We start from the raw sequence: 16,347 nt of genomic DNA on the forward strand, positions 1-16,347 counted from the left end.
GACGGCAGCGGCGGGAACCGGCCGGTCGGTCAGGCACAGCACCCCACGGGGCCAGGGTTCAGGCCAGCGGCGACGGCAGCGGTAGGGGCGGGGCGGGGTGGTCGCCCGGGTGCGCGCCCCACGGAGCCGGGGTTCAAGCAGGCAGCGAGGGCGGGGAGGGGGACCGGCCAATCGGTCGGGCGCGGCGTCCCGCAGAGCGAAGGTCAAGACCGGCGGCGACGGCACAGGTGAGGGCGGGGCCGGGCGCCTCACCCGAGTGCGACACCCAACGAAGCCAGGGTTCAAGCAGGCAGCGACGGCGGCAGCGGGGACCGGCCGGTCGGTCGGGCGCGGCGTCCCGCAGAGCGAAGGTCAAGACGGGCGGCGAGGGCGGGAGTGGGCGGGGCGCCGGTGAAGAGGGCGGGCCGCTCGCCCGGGCCCACCAGGGAGCCGTATCCCTATATGCCTGGTTTGCGGCAAGGAACGGGCGGGAGCGGAGGCGCCCTGCGCACCCCCACAGCACCCCGATTACATCTACCAGCGAGTAGTAAGCCCCCAGGCCCCCACCACCCCCTCGCCGATCACCCAGAGTGGCCAAACAGAGCCTCCCAGGAGAACAAAAGCAACATCCCGCCCCCGCGCCGCCCCTCCCTGGGTTCCGGCCCCCTGCATCCCGGCCTTCCGGGCGGCTCGAACCCCCGATCGCCGGCCCGATCGGGGCCAATCGGGCCTTCCGGGGGCCGATCCGGCCCGGGATGCGCGCTCAGGAATCACCGGGGTGCTCTCGCGGTGCGCAGGGCGCCCCCTCCACCCATCACCCTGAGTATTCGTCCAGGCCAGAGGGGTGCGGCGGTTTCAAGGGCGGTCGGCCTCAGCGCCCGGGCGGCGCGGGCACGGCGATCCCGCCCCCTCTGCCCGCCCTGACCACTCCCGCCCTGCTCTGCCGCACCTGACCGACCAGCCGGCACGCCCACCCGCCCTCGCCGCTCGTTTGAACCCCCACCCCGTGGGGCGCCGCACCGGACCGACCAGCCGGTGCCCCTCCCCGCCGTCGCCGCCCGCTTGAACCGCCCCCCGCGAGACGCCGCGCCCGGGCGACCACCTGCACCCCGCCCCCACCGCCGCCGTCGCCGCCGGCTTGAACCTTCGCTCCGCGAGGCGCCGCGCCCGACCAGCCGACCCCCCTCCCCGCTCTCGCTGCCCGTCTGAACCTCGACCCCGTGAGGCCCGCGCCCGGCCGGGGCGCCCGGCCTCGCCCCCATCCCTTTCTTTCACCCTCGCTGGGATGTTCGGTGAGGGCGGAGCCGCCGCCCGCCGCCGGCCAGCAACCGACGGCGGGCGGCGCTCTTCGGGGGAGGAGGGGAGAGAGCCCGGTCGGGATCAGCCCGCGCGCAGGGCCGCGTCGACCTGTTCCAGGTCGGCGACGATCCGCTCGGCCACCGGGGTCGGGACGCCGGCCTCGCGGGCCCGGCGGAGGAAGGCGCCGCCGAGGGCGTCCACCTCCATCGCCCGGCCCGCTTCCCGGTCGCGCAGCATGGAGGGCTTGGTGTGCTCCGGGATCGCGTCGAACATCCGCAGCACGACATCGGTGTCCAGGTCCACGCCGTACCGCCCGGCGACCTGCTCCACCTCGGCGGCCACCCCGAGCAGGTCGGTGCGTCGGCCGGTGCGCGTCCCGCCGATGGGCAGGCCGGCGTACGTGCACACGAGCGCGGTGGGCAGCAGGAAGTGCAGCTTCTTCCAGAGCACATCGGCCTCGCTCTCCCGCACCTCGACGTCGAGGCCGGCCGCGCGGACCGCCCCGACCAGTGCGTCGAACCGGTCGCCGGCCACCCCTTCCGCGGCCAGGTCCAGCAGGGCGAACGGGCTGCTCTGCACGATGCGGCCGGGTTCGACCCGGGTCGACTCCACCCGGATGGCGGCGCCCGCGACCCGCGCCCCGGGGTAGGCCCGGCGCAGCGCCTCCATGTGCTCCAGGCCGTTGAGGAGCGGGACCACCAGTGCGTCCTGCACCGCCTCGGCCGGGACCCGCTCCAGCGCCTCGTGCAGCGCGGTGGCCTTGCAGCCGACGAAGAGCACATCGGCCCGGCCCTCCAGGCGGGGCGCCGCCGACGGGTGCACGGTGAAGTCGCCGAACAGCCTCGATTCGACCCGCAGGCCGTGCTCGGCGATCCCGGCGGCGGTGGACTCGGTGGCCACCACGGCCACGTCGCGGCCGTCCCGGGCGAGCAGCCCGGCGAGCAGACCGCCGACCCCGCCCGGGGAGAGCACCGCGATCCGGCCGACCTCCCCGCCCTGCCCGGACGCACCGGCCGCCCCGTTCCCGTACTCGGTCTCCGCCATCAGCAGCCCCTTCGTCGAACCGGTCGGTGCGGGTCGCCCCTCATGCTTCCAAGCCGCCGCCGGCCGGGGAGCGGCGGGGGCGGTCCGGCCGCTCGGCGTCGGCCCGGAGCAGGTCGGCGGTGATCCTCTCGGTGACCGGGACGGGCACCCCGGCGTCCCGCGCGGCGCGCAGCAGCGCACCGCCCAGGGCGTCCACCTCCATCGGCCGCCCCTCTTCCCGGTCGACCAGCAGCGACGGGCGGGTGTGCGCGGGCCGCTCGGCGACGGTGCGCAGCACCGCCCCGGTGTCGACGGTGACGCCGCGGGCCGCGGCGACCCGCGCCGCCTCTTCGGTGATCGCCTCGATGTCGGCGCGGCGCAGTTCCCGGCAGACGCCGATCGGCGCCCGCTGGTGCGCGCAGACCAGGGCGGTGGGCAGCAGGAAGGCGTACTTGTCCCAGAGCAGGGCCTCGCCGTCGGCCCGGACGTCGGCGCCGACGCCGGCGGCGCGCAGCGCCTCGGCCGCGGCCTCGGCCCCGGGACCGGAGAGCTCGACCCGGTTGTAGGGGCTGGTGTGCCGGATGACGCCGGGCGCGGTGCGCTCGGCGCCGACGTGCACCGCGGCCGGCAGCACCCGCGCCCCGGGGTAGGCCCGCCGCAGCAGGTCCATGTGCTCGAAGCCGTTGAGCAGCGGGACCACCAGGGCGTTCTGCACCGCCTCGGCGGGGACCCGCTCCAGGGCCGGCTCCAGGTGGGTCGCCTTGGGGGTGACCAGCAGCAGGTCGACCCGGTGCCCGAGTTCGGCCGCGGCCCCGACCCGGGCGGTGAAGTCGCCGTAGGCCTCGGAGGCGACCTCGATGCCGTGCTCGAGGATGCGCGCCGCGGTGGACTCGGTGGCCACCGCGGTCACGCTCCGGCCGCTCCGGGAGAGCAGGGCGGCGAGCAGGCCGCCGACCCCACCGGGACCGAGCACCGCGAATTCTTTCAAAACTTTCCCTATCATCATGTCCGATCCTCATTTTCCTTGTGTCGTCCCCACGCCGCACCGATCCGGCACGTAGTGTCAGAATCACAGCTCAACCGGGGCACCGGAGAGAGCTTTCGGCGGAGATGATCCGCAGCGACGCGGGCGGAACGGGTGAGAAGAACATGCAGATTTCGTTGGCGACCAAATCGAGCACCGCGACGGACGGCGTGCTGCGCTACCGCTTCCTCGGCCACCACGAGATCGAAGAACTCGCCGATCTGTGGAACGTGGTCCACGAGGAGCACACCGCCACCGCGCCCGGACTCCAGGACGTCCTCACCTCGGTCGGTCCGGACGAGGCCTGGCGCCGCCGCCGCGCCCAGTACCTGCGCTGGCTGCAGGACCGCGAGACGCTCGCCGTCCTCGCCGAGCGGGACGGCGCACCGGTCGGCTACGCCATGGTGACCCTGCGGGACAACCCCCAGGGCAGCTGGGACCGCGGTGAGCGGGTCGCCGTCGTGCAGACCCTGGCGATCCACCCGGACGCGCGGGGCACTGGCGTCGCCTCCGGCCTCCTGGAGGAGGTGCGGCTGCAGGTCGCCGCGCAGGGCGTCCGGGACATCGAGCTCTCCGCCCCGGCCGGCAGCCCCGGCGACCTCCGCTTCTTCGAGGAGGAGGGCTTCCGCCCCTTCGTGACCACGATGGTCTGCCGGATCGGCGGCACCGGGGCCCTGGACTAGACGCACGGCCCGCAACGATACGCAGCGGACCCCGCCCCTGATCCCGGGGGGCGGGGTTCGTCGCCCTTCGGGCCTGGGCTGCGGCGGCGCGGCCGCCGGGGCGCCGGCCTCGACCCGGCCCCGCACATCCGCGATTCCGCGGGGGCCTTCTCCGTCGGCCGGCCGCCGGCCTCCCCGACCGGTCGGAGGGCCCGCTCCCGCCCGGCCGCCCGGAGCGGCTGGACGGGGGCGACCTGCTTCCCCGGCCCCTTTTCCCACGTCTGACCCCTTCGGCCGGCCCTTCTGAACACGGGGCCCGGCCCCCTCGCTCCCCGAGCGCCCCGTGGCCGTTGCGGGACACCTCCAGGCCCATTATCATCCAACTAGTACATAGTTCGTTTGTTTCTGGAACAAAGGTGGTCCCGTGAGCAGTCCCGCCGAATACGCCCCGACACCGCGCACGGTCCCCACCCGGTCCCGGGAGCGCGCGGCCTACGACGCCGAGACCGTGCACGCGATCCTGGACGACGGCTACCTGTGCCACATGGGGTTCATCGCCGACGGGCTCCCGGTGGTGCTGCCCACCCTCTACGCCCGCGTCGGCAGCACCCTCTACCTGCACGGCTCCACCGGGAGCCGGCCGCTGCGCACCGCCTCCGGCGACGGCCTGCCGGTCTGCGTCACCGCCACCCGCGTCGACGGACTGGTGCTGGCCCGCTCCGGCATGCACCACTCGATCAACTACCGCTCGGTGGTCGCGCACGGCACCGCGTACCGGGTGCAGGACCCCGAGGAGCGCCGCCTGGCGCTGGACGCCCTGGTCGACACGGTGGTCCCGGGCCGCTCGGCGGACTGCCGCCCGGCCAGCGCCAAGGAGTCCGCGCAGACCGCGATCCTCCGCCTGGACCTGGCCGAGGTCTCCGCGAAGATCCGCTCCGGCGGCGTCAACGAGGACCCCGAGGACGCCGACCTGCCGCACTGGGCCGGCGTCGTCCCGATCACCACCGTCGTCGGCGACCCGGTCCCCGACCCGGGCATGCCCGCCGGCGCCCCGCTGCCGGACTACCTCCGCCGGTTCACCGGCGCCTGAGCCGCCCCCGGCCGCTACCCTCGTCGGGTGGCCGACGCGAACACCTGCAACTTCCCCGGGTGCGACCGCCCGGTGCCCCGAAGCTCCTCCCCTGGGCGCCCCCCGGAGTACTGCGACCTGCCCGAGCACACCCGCTGGCGCGCCTGGCGGGAGCGCCAGCGCATCCAGCAGGAGGCGGAAGCGGAGGCGGCGCGCGCCGCCGAAGCGGCCTCCGAGGAGGCCTCCGGCGGGGAGGACGGCGCCCCGCCGCCCTCCCCGGCCGCCTCCGCGCCCGCTCCCGCCGCCGCCCCGGTGACCGACGCGCGGCTGCGCGCCGACGACCTGCTGCGCCGGTTCGCCGTGCAGAGCGAGCAGCTCTCCGCGACCATCGCCGCCGCCACCGACGCGTTCCGCACCATGACCGACCCGGCCACCGCCGAGGCCCAGGTGGAGGCGGCCCGCCTGGACGCCGACCGGCGGGTCGCCGGGGCCGACGCCGCCCGGCTGGAGGCGGAGAACCGGCGCCGCGCCGCCGAGGCGGAGCGGGCCCGCGCGGAGGAGGCCGCCGCCTCCGCGGTGGCCGCCACCGGCGCCGCCGAGCGGATGGCCGACACCGCCCTCGCCGACCGCGACGCAGCCGTGGAGCGGGCCCGCGCCGCGGCCGAGGAGCGCGACGCCGCCGTCGCCGAGGCCGGGGAGCGGGTCCGCGCCGCCGAGGCCGGGGCCGAGCGCGCCGTCGCCGAGGCGGACCGGCGCACCGCCGAGGCCGTGCACCGCGCCGAGCAGGCCGAGACCGCCCGCGAGCAGTCCGAAGCCGCACGGGAGCGGGCCGAGGAGGCCGGGCGGAGCGCCGAGGCGGAGTGCGCCCGCCTCCGCGAGCTGCTCTCCTCCGAGCGGCGCTCCCGGCAGGAGGCCGAGTCCCGGCTGGAGCGCTCCGAGGAGCGCCTCTCCGCCGCGCGGAGCGAGGCCGAGGAGGCCAGGGCCCGCGCCGCGGCGGCCGAGTCCGAGGCGGCCGCGGAGCGCGAGCGGGCCGCCGCCGAACTGGAGCGGTCCCGGGCCGACGCGGAGCGGGCCCGGGCGCAGGCCGAGGAGGAGCGCGCCCGCTCCCGGGCGGAGCTGGAGGAGCAGCGCACCGCGGCGGCCGCCGCGGCCGAGGAGGCGCGGCGGGCCGCCGCCGACCGCCTGGCCGCGGCCGAGGACGCCCGCGCCCAGGCCCTGCACCGCGCCGAGCGCGCCGAGTCCCAGCTCGACGACGCCCTCGCCGAACTCAAGCGGCTGCGCTCCCGCCCGCCCGAGGCCTGAGAGACCGCCGGACATGCGCCCGGCTCCGCGCGTTCACGGCCGACAGCACCGATCGGGCGGCCGTCCGCGACCCCGTCAGCCCCCGGCCGGGCCCGGCGCCCAGCAGGGCCGCTGCCCGCACGGGCGGCGACGGTAGAGGCAGGCAGAGGCAGGGAGCGCCGGCCCCCGACCGGGCGCGGCGGCACCTCGCGGAGCGGGAGTTCACGCAGGCCGCAGTGGCAGCGGCGGCGGAGGAGACAGACGGGCGCCCTCGGTCGGGCACAGCGCCTCACAGGGCCGGAGCTCAAACGCAGCGCCGACAAAGGAGGGACCGGCCACGCGTCCCACCCGGGCGCGGCGCCTCACGGAGCGAAGGTTCAGACCGGCGGCGAGGGCGGGAGCGGGTCGGGGTGGCGTTCACCGTTCCGGCCCGCGCTTCCGGAAAGAGAGAGCCGTATCCCATATGTCGGGTTCGGCGCTGGCCGGGGCGGGGCGGGCGCGGCCTGCGCACCTCGGCGGCACCCCGGGTGACATCTACCAGCGAGTAGCAGCCCTCGGCGGACTCGCTCCCCCTCGTCGGTCACTCAGAGTGGCGAAACCGGGCTCTGCCGAGGGAATGAAAGCGACATTCCACCCCGCCGCTGCTCGCACCCGGTTTCCGGATCACCTTCTTCAGGGCTTCCGGCCGCCCAAGACCCCCGATCACCGCCCTGATCACGCCCATCAGGGCCCCGAACGGCCCGATCCGGACCGGGATGCGCGCCCCGGCGTCGAAGGAGTGTCGCCGCGGTGTGCAGGGCACCCCCTCCCCACCGTTACCTTCCGTGTTCGCCCAGGTCAACGGGGTTCCGGTGGTCTCCGGCCGGCCGCCCACCGGCGCCGGGGCGACGCCGACACGCACACCCGCCCCTCTTTTCCCCGATCCCGGCCGCCCCGCCGCACACGACCACCGGCCCCGGCCCCGCTCTCGCTCTCGCTCTCGCCGCCCGTATGACCCCCGACCCCGCGAGACGCCGCACCCGGCCAGGGCCGCCCGGCCCCGTCCCCTCCTCCGCCGTCGCCGCCCGTCTTGGCCTTCACCCCGTGGGACGCCGCGCCCGACCGACCGGCCGGTCCCTCCCCCTGCCCTCGCCGCCGGTCCGAACCCCGGCCCCGCGAGGCGCCGCGCCCGGGTGAGGTGCCCGCCCCCGCCCCTACCCTTGCCGTCGCCGCCGGTCTGAACCTCGACCCCGTGAGAAGCCGCCGCCCGGCTGGGGCGCCCGGCCGCCTCTCCTTCCTTCGCCGTTGCCCCTGGCTTGAACCTTCGCCCCGCGAGGCGCCGCGCTCGGGTCGGGCGCCCGTTCCCGCCCCTTCCTCTGCCGTCGCCGCCGGCCTGAACCCCTGATCCCGTGAGAAGCCGCCGTTCCGGTGGGTCGCTGCTGCGGGGCCGGAGAGGCGGGCAGAGGCGGGCCCGGCGGGCGGTGTGCGCGGGGGCGGTTGCGTCCGGGCCGCGCCGCCGAGCCGGGCTCGCAGGCGAAACGCCCGCGGAACACTCCTAACATTGGGGGCGTGACGGATCAGGGGACGACGGAGAGCGGCGAAGCGGACCCGGAACCGGACCCGGCGGCCGGCGTTCCCGAGTGGAACCCGCCGACCCGGATGCGGGCCGAGGTCGCCGACCGGCCGCGGCACAGAGTGGACCTCAAGGCCCTGTTCGGGCTGGCGTCCGGCGGGTGGGCGTGGACCACGGCCGCCAAGGCGTCCATCGCCATGGGCACGTCCTTCACCCTGGCGGCGCTGCTCTTCGGCGCGCCGGCCGGGGCGCTGGCCGCCCTGGGGTCGATGACCGTCCTCTACGAGAAGAACACCCCCTACGCCTACCGCGCGGTGGCGCTGGCCGTGGTGGGGCTCGGCTTCGTGGCCAGTGTGGCGGTGGGCTCGCTCGCCTCGCTGAACCCGTGGGCCGCCGCGGTGACCATCGGCGCCGTGGCCGGCATCGCCACCTGGCTCTGCCAGGCGCTGCGCGCGGACAAGCCCGGACCGCTCTTCTTCGTCATGGTCTGCGCGATCTCCACCATCGCCCCCGGCGGCATCGCGGCGGTACCGCTGCACGCCGGCGTCGCCGCGCTGGGCGCCGCGGTGGGCTGGGCGGTCTCCATGTCCGGGGGGCCGGTGCGCAGCCGGCACCCGGAGAACCGGGCGCTGGCCGACGCGTTCCGCAAGCTGGCCGAGCTGCTCCGCGCGGTCGGCACCCCCGCCCTGGACCACGTGCAGCACGAGGCCTCGCTCGCGGTGGCCGAGGCCTGGCGGCTGGTGCTGCTCGGCCAGACCCGCGGGTACCGGGACACCGCGCAGGCCGCGCGGATGCGCGCGCTGCTGCGCTGGGTCTCCGACATCCACCTGGCCGCGACCGACGTGTCGCTGGCCCGGGGGACCCCGCTGCCCGAGGAGGCGGCGGCGTTCGCCGACGAGCTGGCGGTCGCGGTGGCCAGGCCGGAGCGGTGCCCGGACCCGGCCCGGCTCGACCCCGTCCGCAGGGGCCTGCGGCCGCGCTCCCTGGAGGCCCGGCTGTACTCCCGGCTCTCCCGGGCCGCGCAGGCGGCCCGCAAGCCGACGCACGCCGACGAGAGCCGCGGCCTGGAGCTGTACGACCAGCGCCACCCCTCGCTCGGCGACGCGCTCCGGTCCAGCCTGAGCCGGGACTCGCTGGTCCGGCCGACCGCGCTGCGGATGGGCATCAGCGTCGCGGTGGCCGGCCTGCTCGCCCTCGCTTTCGGCTTCGACCGGTTCTACTGGGTGTCGATCAGCGCGACCTCGGTGCTGCAGGCGGGCAACGTGGTGCTCACCGTGAACCGCTCCGCGCAGCGCGCCCTGGGCACCCTGATCGGCGTGGTGCTGGGCGCCGGGATCCTGATGCTGCAGCCGCCGCTGGCCGCGGTCATCGTCTGCGCGGCGCTGTTCCAGGGCCTGACCCAGCTGGTGGTGGCGCGGAACTTCTTCTACGCCAGCATCCTGCTGACGCCGATGGCGCTGCTCACCGCGAGCGTCGCCGCCCCCTACCCGGTGGAGGCGCTGGCCGAGTCCCGGGTACTGGACACCGTGCTCGGGGCGGTGGTGGGCATGGCGGGCGCGCTGCTGCTCTGGCGCCGCGCCTCGGCCTCCCGGCTGCCGCAGCTCATCGTCGAGGTGCTGGACCGGACCCGGGCGTCGGTGCTGGCGGTCCTGGACCCCGACACCCGGATCACCCCGGAGCGCCGCTACGTGCTCCGCCGCGACCTGCGGGCGGCGCTGATCAGCCTGCGCGCGGTCTACGACAGCGCCATCGGGGACGTGCCGCGGGCCGATACCACCCAGCCGCTGTGGCCGGTGGTGGTGGCCGCCCAGCGCGCCGGCTACCTGGCGCTGTCCACCCTGGCCCTGGAGGACCCGCCGACCGCCTCGCAGATCACCCTGCAGCGGCTGGACCTGGCGTTCAGCGAGCTGATGTCGGCGATGCGGGAGCGCCGCACGCCCCGGCTGGGCGCGCTGCCGCGGCTGGTCGACTACCCCAGGATCAACATGGAGCTGCGGGTGCTCTCCTCGTCGATGCGGACCGCGGTGGCCGAGGACGAGCGCACCGCCGCCCTGGAGCAGGAGCGCCGGGCCCAGCGCGAGCAGCGCCGGGCCCGCGAGGAGGCCGACGCCGACCTGTGACCGGGCGGCGGGGCCGGCCCCGCCGCCCGGCCGGGGTCACTCGTCCGCGATGGCGAAGGCGCGCACCGGGAAGGTGCCCATGCCCTGCACCTTCACCGGGACGGCGAAGAACCGGAACCCGCCGGCGGGGAGCAGCTCCAGCAGGCACAGGTGCTCGATCACCGGGATGCCCGCGGCGAGCAGCACCGAGTGGGCCGGGCGGGCGCCCTTGGCGTCCTCGGAGGTGTCGTCGATGTTGACCGAGTCGATGCCGACCAGGCGGGCCCCGGAGTCGGCGAGCAGCCGGGCCGCGGCCTCGGTGAGGAAGGGGTGCTCGGGGGCGCCGTAGGCCCCGGTCCGCCAGTGCCGGTCCCACCCGGTGCGCACCAGCACGGCGCGGCCGGCGACCTCGACGCCGTCGAAGGCCTCCGGGCCGACCTCCCGGCCGGGCGCCTGGACGACGACGCCGGGCACGTCGGCGACCTTCTCCAGTTCCAGGTCGGACAGGTCGGCGCCGTCCCGGTAGCGGTGCGCGGGCATGTCCAGGTAGGTGCCGGTGTTGGCGACCATCGAGATGCGGGTGATGTTGAACTCGGTCCCCGGAGCGTAGGTACGCTGCGACGCCTCGAAGGAGACGTGGTCGTCGATCACCGGGCCGGGGAGTCCGGGGTAGGTCGTCATCCCCGCCACGATCTGGTGGCTGACGTCGATGAACCGTGTCATTGGCGGCCCTCTTCCCTGCGCGTCCCAGTGCGGTTGGCGACCCGCGCCGGACGGCGGGGTCCACGGTGCCCCTGCCCCGCGGCCGCCGGCCCGATTCACAGGTCTAGACCAACATAGCGCGCCGGTCCCCGCGGCGGCAGGCGGTGACGCGGGCGGCTCCGGGGCGGCGCTATGGTCTACTGAGGCGCCGCACCGCACGCCGCCCTGCGCCCGCAACGCCGCCGCGACGCCCACCGTTGAAGAGGAAGGGACAGCCGCAGTGTCGCTGTACGGGGCCGCCAAGGCGGTCATCGCCCCCACCACGCGGGCCGCCTGGCCGCTGGAGACCGAAGGACTGCACCACATCCCCGCCCGGGGCCCGGTGATCCTCGCGTGCAACCACCTGTCCAACATCGACCCGCTGTTCATCGGGGTCGCGGTTCCCCGCCCGGTGGTGTTCATCGCCAAGGAGGAGCTGTTCGCCGAGGGCAACGCCGCCCAGCGGGCCTTCACCTGGGCGCTCCGCTCGATCGGCCAGCTCTCGGTGGACCGCAGACCCGGGCAGAGCTCGCGCGAGGCGATGGACGAGAGCCTGGACGTGCTGCGCGAGGGCCGGGTGTTCGGCATCTTCCCGGAGGGCACCCGCTCCCCCGACGGCCGGCTGTACCGCGGCCAGACCGGCCTGGCCTGGCTGGCGCTCAGCTCCGAGGCCCCGGTGGTCCCGATGGCGCTGTGCGGGACCGACCGGATCCTGCCCGAGGGGCGGAAGGTCCCGGTGCTGCGCCGGGTGGGGCTGCGCGTCGGCCCGCCGGTCGACCTGTCCCCGTGGAAGGGGGAGGCCGGCAAGAACCGCTCCCGCCGGGCCGCGACCGATGCGATCATGGCGGGGATCCGGCGGCTGTCCGGCCAGGAGCAGGTGCCGCGGTTCGCCGCGTCGGTCAAGGAGGAGATCCGCGACCGCCGCAGACGGTGAGGTACCCCACACCCGATTCGGGGCTGACTCCCGCCCTGCCATGCGTTCCCTGACCTAGGAGCCGCTGCACACCGGCTTTGACGTGCCCGGACCCCCCGGGCCGCGACCGCCGGACCCCGGGCGACCACGCAGGGAGAGTATTGTCTATCTTGGTGGTCGGTTGGATAGGGAATCCCGCCTCGGATAAATTAGGTTAGCCTAGCCTGAATTCACCGCGCCCAGGGCGGCGTGGGCCGCGCGCGGCACCGCCGCGCGCCGCTGGAACCTGGCGCGACGAATGGAGACGACTGATGACGCGACCTCTTCGTGTGGGAATCGTGGGGGCGGGCCCCGCGGGGATCTACGCGGCCGACCTGCTGACCAAGGACGAGACCCTCGCCGCGAACGGGACGCGGCCGAGCATCGACGTCCTCGACAAGCTCCCCTCCCCCTACGGCCTGGTCCGCTACGGCGTCGCCCCCGACCACCCGCGGATCAAGCAGATCCAGGGCGCCCTGCACAAGATCCTGGACAAGCCGGAGATCCGCTTCATCGGCAACGTCGAGTACGGCGTCGACCTCAAGCTGGAGGACCTGCGCCGGCACTACGACGCGATCGTCTTCTCCACCGGCTCCGACCGGGACCGGCCGCTGGACATCCCCGGCATCGACCTGCCCGGCAGCCACGGCGCCGCCGACTTCGTCTTCTGGTACGACAGCCACCCCGACGTCTCCCCCGAGTGGCAGGTCGACGGCACCAGCGTCGCGGTGCTGGGCGCCGGCAACGTCGCCGTCGACGTGGCCCGCATCCTCGCCAAGAGCGCCGACGACCTGCTCAGCACCGACATCACCGACAACGTGCACCAGGGCCTCAAGGCCAAGGGCATCACCGACGTGCACGTCTTCGCCCGGCGCGGCATCGCCCAGGGCAAGTTCACCCCGATGGAGCTGCGCGAGCTGGACAAGCAGCCCGGCGTCGAGGTGATCGTCTACCCCGAGGACTTCGAGATGTGCGAGGCCAGCCTCGCCGCCGCCGAGGAGTCCAACCAGGTCAAGACGAACGTCAAGGTCCTGCAGAACTGGGCGATCCGGGACCCGCGCGGCGCGGAGCGCCGGCTGCACCTGCACTTCCTGCACCGCCCGGTGGAGGTGCTGGGCACCGACCGGGTCTCCGGCCTGCGCACCGAGCGGATGGAGCTGACCGGCGACGGCGGCGTGCGCGGCACCGGCGAGTTCATCGACCACGAGGTGCAGGCCGTCTACCGGGCCATCGGCTACCTCGGCTCCCCCGTCGCCGACCTGCCCTTCGACGAGGAGCGCGGGATCGTCCCCAACGACGGCGGCCGGGTGCTGGACATGGACGACCGCCCGATCCCCGGCGTCTACGCCACCGGCTGGATCAAGCGCGGCCCGGTCGGCCTGATCGGCCACACCAAGGGCGACGCCCTGGAGACGGTGACCAACCTCGTCGCCGACCGCGACTCCTTCGCCCCGGCCGAGGCCCCGGAACCGGAGGCCTTCACCGCCCTCCTCTCCGAGCGCGGCGTCCCGTTCACCCTGTGGGAGGACTGGCAGCGCTTGGAGGCCCACGAGGAGGCCCTCGGCGAGCCGCAGGGCCGCAAGCGGATCAAGGTCCGCTCCCGCGAGGAGATGACCCGGATCGCCCGCGGCGAGGGCTGACCCCGCACCCCGTCCGGTGTGACCCGGGCCACCCGGCCCCTCGTCCCCGGACGGGGGGCACCGCCCCCGCGCTATGAGTTAGAGTCACTGGTGGCCGGTGCGGTGGCAAATGTCCCCCCTGGGTCGCGAACACCGCCTTCGCTCAAGACCGCGCACCGCCGCCCCGAGAGCGGGTTCCGCGCGGGCCGTGCCGTGCCCCGCACCGAAAGGCGATCGCAGCGCCGGCCACCGATAACGTTCCCGCCCCGCGCCCTCCCCCGAGGGCGCGGGGCGGTGTCGCCTCGGGCGAAGCAGCGGAAGGACGTACACGCGTGGACGACAGGTGGACACCGGACGAGGGCGCCTCCCGGCCCTCTCCGCACGACCGGGGGCCCGGTGAGGGCGCCGAAGCGCGCCCCGCCCCTCCCGAAGGGCCCCAGGACTCCCCCGCACCCCGCCGCAACCCCTACGTCATCCCCTCGGCGGACGCGCAGAAGCCCGCCGCCGACCGGCCCTACGCCCCTCCCGTCGGCCCCTGGCCGCCGCAGGAGCCGGCGGCCGGCGCGGCGGACGACCGGCCCGCCCCCTCCGCCCCGGGAGCGGCGCCCCCCGCCGGCCCGGCCGCGGACTCCCCCGCCGGCGGGGGCGGCGCGCCCCCCGCACCGGAGGCGCCCGCCCGGGACGAGGGCCTCTCCTGGCCTCCCCCCGCCCCTCAGGGGTCCGGCCCGGCCGCCGGGCCGCCCGCCTCCGACCCGGCCCCCGCCGACCCCGAGGCCACCCTCCCCGCCGGCCCGGCCACCCCCTGGTCCGCCGACCCCTGGCCGTCCGTCCCCGGTGCCGGCGCCCCCGCGGCGCACGGCCCGGCCCGGCAGGAGGACCCGGAGAGCACCCTGCCGGCCGGCGGCGCGCCCGCCGGGAGCGGCGGCCCCTCCGCCGAGGACGCCTTCGCCCACCGGGCCGCCTCCGAGCCGGTCCACGAGCCCGCGTACGAGGCGGCGTACGAGCCCGCCGCCGCGCGCGCGGGGGCCGACCCCGCGGCGCCGGCCGGCGCCCCCTCCGCCCCGTACGAGGACCCCCGCAAGGAGCCGGGCTACCTCGACGAGACCTCCAACCCGGCCTTCCCGCCGCCGAGCGGCCCCCCGGCCGGCGGCGCCCCGCCGAGCGGCACCCCGCCCTTCGGCTCGGCCCCCTTCGGAGCGGCCGGCGGGGCCGCGGCCTCCGGTGCTCCCGGCGGCGGTCCGGAGGGCGGCCCGCACGGCTCCCCGTCCGGGGACGGCCGCGCCTTCCCGCCCCCGCCCGCCCCGCCGGGGCCCGGCGGCCCGCACCGGGGCGAGGGCGCCCCCGGCCCCGAGGGCGGCGAGAAGAAGCGCTCCCGCAAGGGGCCGCTGATCGGCATCGGCGCCGGCGTCCTGGTGCTCGCCCTGGCCGGCGGGGTCACCGGCTGGTACGTGCTCGCCCGCCCGTCGGGCCCGGAGGAGGCCGCGGCCTCCTACGCCGGCGCCTGGTCCGAGCAGGACTACAAGGCCATGTCCGCGCTGACCGCCGACGGCGGCGTGCAGGACGTCCTCGGCCCGCTGCAGGAGAACCTCGGCGTGGAGAAGAGCGCCATCGAGGTCGGCGAGGTCGTGGAGAAGGGCGACAACGCCGCCGAGGCCCCGTTCACCGCCACGCTCTCGCTGAGCAACGCCGGCGACTGGACCTACGAGGGCGCGTTCTCCCTGGTCCGCGACGGCGCGGAGTGGAAGGTCGACTTCGGGCCGGCCTCGGTCCACCCCGACCTGGCCGAGGGCGCCACCCTGGTGCGCGCCAACGTGTGGGGCGAGCGCGGGCACATCCTGGCCGCCGACGGCAGCCGGCTGGACACCGAGGACGCCTCGGGCTCCGTCCGGATGCTGACCGGGCAGGTCGGCGCGGCCACCGCCGAGGACCTGGAGCGGCTCGGCCCCGCCTACAAGGAGGGCGACCCGACCGGCCTGGGCGGCATCCAGCAGCAGTACGAGGAGCGGCTGGCCGGCGAGGTCTCCACCTCGATCCGGGTCGCCGAGACCGGCTCCGAGGAGGAGGCCGCGGCCGACCCGGACGCCCCCGTGGTGGGCACCGTCGAGGGCAAGCCGGGCAAGGACGTGACCACCGCCATCGACCCCGGGCTGCAGAGCGCCGCGGCCGCGGCGGTGAGCACCGGGGGCAAGCCGACCGCGCTGGTCGCGGTGCGCGCCTCCACCGGCGAGGTGGTGGCCGTCGCCAACAACTCCGCCGACTTCAACCGGGCCTTCGACGGCCAGTACGCCCCGGGGTCGTCGTTCAAGATCGTCACCTACGAGTCGCTGCTGGAGAAGGGGCTGAACCCCTCGGACACGATGAGCTGCCCCAAGGAGGCCCTGGGCTTCAAGAACGCCGGGGACGCCGCGTACGGGCAGCAGAGCGTCACCGAGGCCTTCGCGACCTCCTGCAACACCGCGCTGGTGCAGGACGTGGTGAACCGGATCAGCGGTGCGGACCTGACCGAGACCGCCGAGCTGTTCGGGATGAACGCCGACCTGAACATCGGCGTTCCCACCCGGGAGCCGTCCTTCCCCGACCCGGCCGGCGACTCCGGGCTGCTCGCCGCGCAGAGCATCGGCCAGGGGCGGATCATCAGCACCCCGCTGCACATGGCCACCGTGCCCGCGGCCGTCGCCGACGGCTCGTGGCGATCCCCGGCCCTGGTCACCGACCCGGAGCTGCCCGACAAGCCGAAGCCCGCGGCCATCCCGCACGCCGAGGCGCTGCGGCCGATGATGCGGGCCGTGGTCACCGAGGGGACCGCGAAGAAGGCCGGGTTCCAGGGCGAGGTGTACGGCAAGACCGGCTCCGCGGAGTTCGGCACCGCCAGCGGCGAGGACGAGGAGCTGCAGACGCACGCCTGGATGGTCGGCTACAAGGGCGACATCGCCTTCGCCGTGGTGGTCGAGGGCGGCGGCGGGGGCGGCTCGGTGGCCGGCCCGGTGGGCGCGAAGTTCGCCAACACCTTCTGACCCGGAGGCGGACACGCAGGTCCGCGGCCCGGC

Annotated in this window: 10 protein-coding genes; 7 read left to right on the top strand and 3 right to left on the bottom strand. The window is 76.1% G+C overall.

Annotation, left to right across the window (positions count from 1 at the left end; genetic code table 11):
- Window positions 1-1,359 precede the first annotated feature (1,359 nt).
- Both J0910_RS20565 and J0910_RS20570 read right to left on the bottom strand, forming a co-directional pair.
- Complete coding sequence (locus tag J0910_RS20565; protein ID WP_420160180.1) at window positions 1,360-2,322, bottom strand: ketopantoate reductase family protein; 963 nt, start codon at window positions 2,320-2,322, stop codon at window positions 1,360-1,362.
- A 40-nt stretch (window positions 2,323-2,362) separates the two neighbouring features.
- Complete coding sequence (locus tag J0910_RS20570; protein ID WP_420160181.1) at window positions 2,363-3,307, bottom strand: ketopantoate reductase family protein; 945 nt, start codon at window positions 3,305-3,307, stop codon at window positions 2,363-2,365.
- A gap of 143 nt (window positions 3,308-3,450) precedes the next feature.
- On the opposite strand from J0910_RS20570, the gene J0910_RS20575 reads away from it, so the two are divergent.
- From J0910_RS20575 to J0910_RS20590, 4 genes are all read left to right on the top strand, one after another.
- Window positions 3,451-4,008 (top strand): GNAT family N-acetyltransferase, encoded by a 558-nt coding sequence (locus J0910_RS20575; protein WP_420160182.1) that lies wholly within the window; start codon window positions 3,451-3,453, stop codon window positions 4,006-4,008.
- Window positions 4,009-4,411: 403 nt separating this feature from the next.
- A complete protein-coding gene (locus J0910_RS20580) occupies window positions 4,412-5,077 on the top strand; it encodes a pyridoxamine 5'-phosphate oxidase family protein (protein WP_420160183.1) in 666 nt (221 codons plus the stop codon).
- Between the two features lie 27 nt (window positions 5,078-5,104).
- Window positions 5,105-6,358 carry a hypothetical protein gene (locus tag J0910_RS20585; RefSeq protein ID WP_420160184.1) on the top strand — a complete coding sequence of 418 codons (1,254 nt, stop codon included), beginning with the start codon at window positions 5,105-5,107 and terminating at the stop codon, window positions 6,356-6,358.
- Window positions 6,359-7,975: 1,617 nt separating this feature from the next.
- Window positions 7,976-10,009, top strand: coding sequence for an FUSC family protein (locus tag J0910_RS20590; protein WP_420162032.1), 2,034 nt, complete (start codon window positions 7,976-7,978; stop codon window positions 10,007-10,009).
- A 36-nt stretch (window positions 10,010-10,045) separates the two neighbouring features.
- On the opposite strand, the gene J0910_RS20595 is transcribed toward J0910_RS20590, so the two are convergent.
- Window positions 10,046-10,711 carry a cyclase family protein gene (locus tag J0910_RS20595; RefSeq protein ID WP_420160185.1) on the bottom strand — a complete coding sequence of 222 codons (666 nt, stop codon included), beginning with the start codon at window positions 10,709-10,711 and terminating at the stop codon, window positions 10,046-10,048.
- Window positions 10,712-10,970: 259 nt separating this feature from the next.
- On the opposite strand from J0910_RS20595, the gene J0910_RS20600 reads away from it, so the two are divergent.
- From J0910_RS20600 to J0910_RS20610, 3 genes are all read left to right on the top strand, one after another.
- Window positions 10,971-11,663, top strand: a complete 693-nt coding sequence (locus J0910_RS20600) for a lysophospholipid acyltransferase family protein (RefSeq protein ID WP_420160186.1) — start codon at window positions 10,971-10,973, stop codon at window positions 11,661-11,663.
- Between the two features lie 308 nt (window positions 11,664-11,971).
- Window positions 11,972-13,321, top strand: a complete 1,350-nt coding sequence (locus J0910_RS20605; protein WP_420162033.1) for an FAD-dependent oxidoreductase — start codon at window positions 11,972-11,974, stop codon at window positions 13,319-13,321.
- 311 nt (window positions 13,322-13,632) lie between these two features.
- Complete coding sequence (locus J0910_RS20610) at window positions 13,633-16,314, top strand: penicillin-binding transpeptidase domain-containing protein (protein ID WP_420160187.1); 2,682 nt, start codon at window positions 13,633-13,635, stop codon at window positions 16,312-16,314.
- Window positions 16,315-16,347: the final 33 nt, after the last annotated feature.

The sequence above is a fragment of the Nocardiopsis oceanisediminis genome, assembly GCF_048595525.1.
In the GTDB taxonomy this organism is placed as follows: Bacteria; Actinomycetota; Actinomycetes; order Streptosporangiales; family Streptosporangiaceae; genus Nocardiopsis_A; species Nocardiopsis_A oceanisediminis.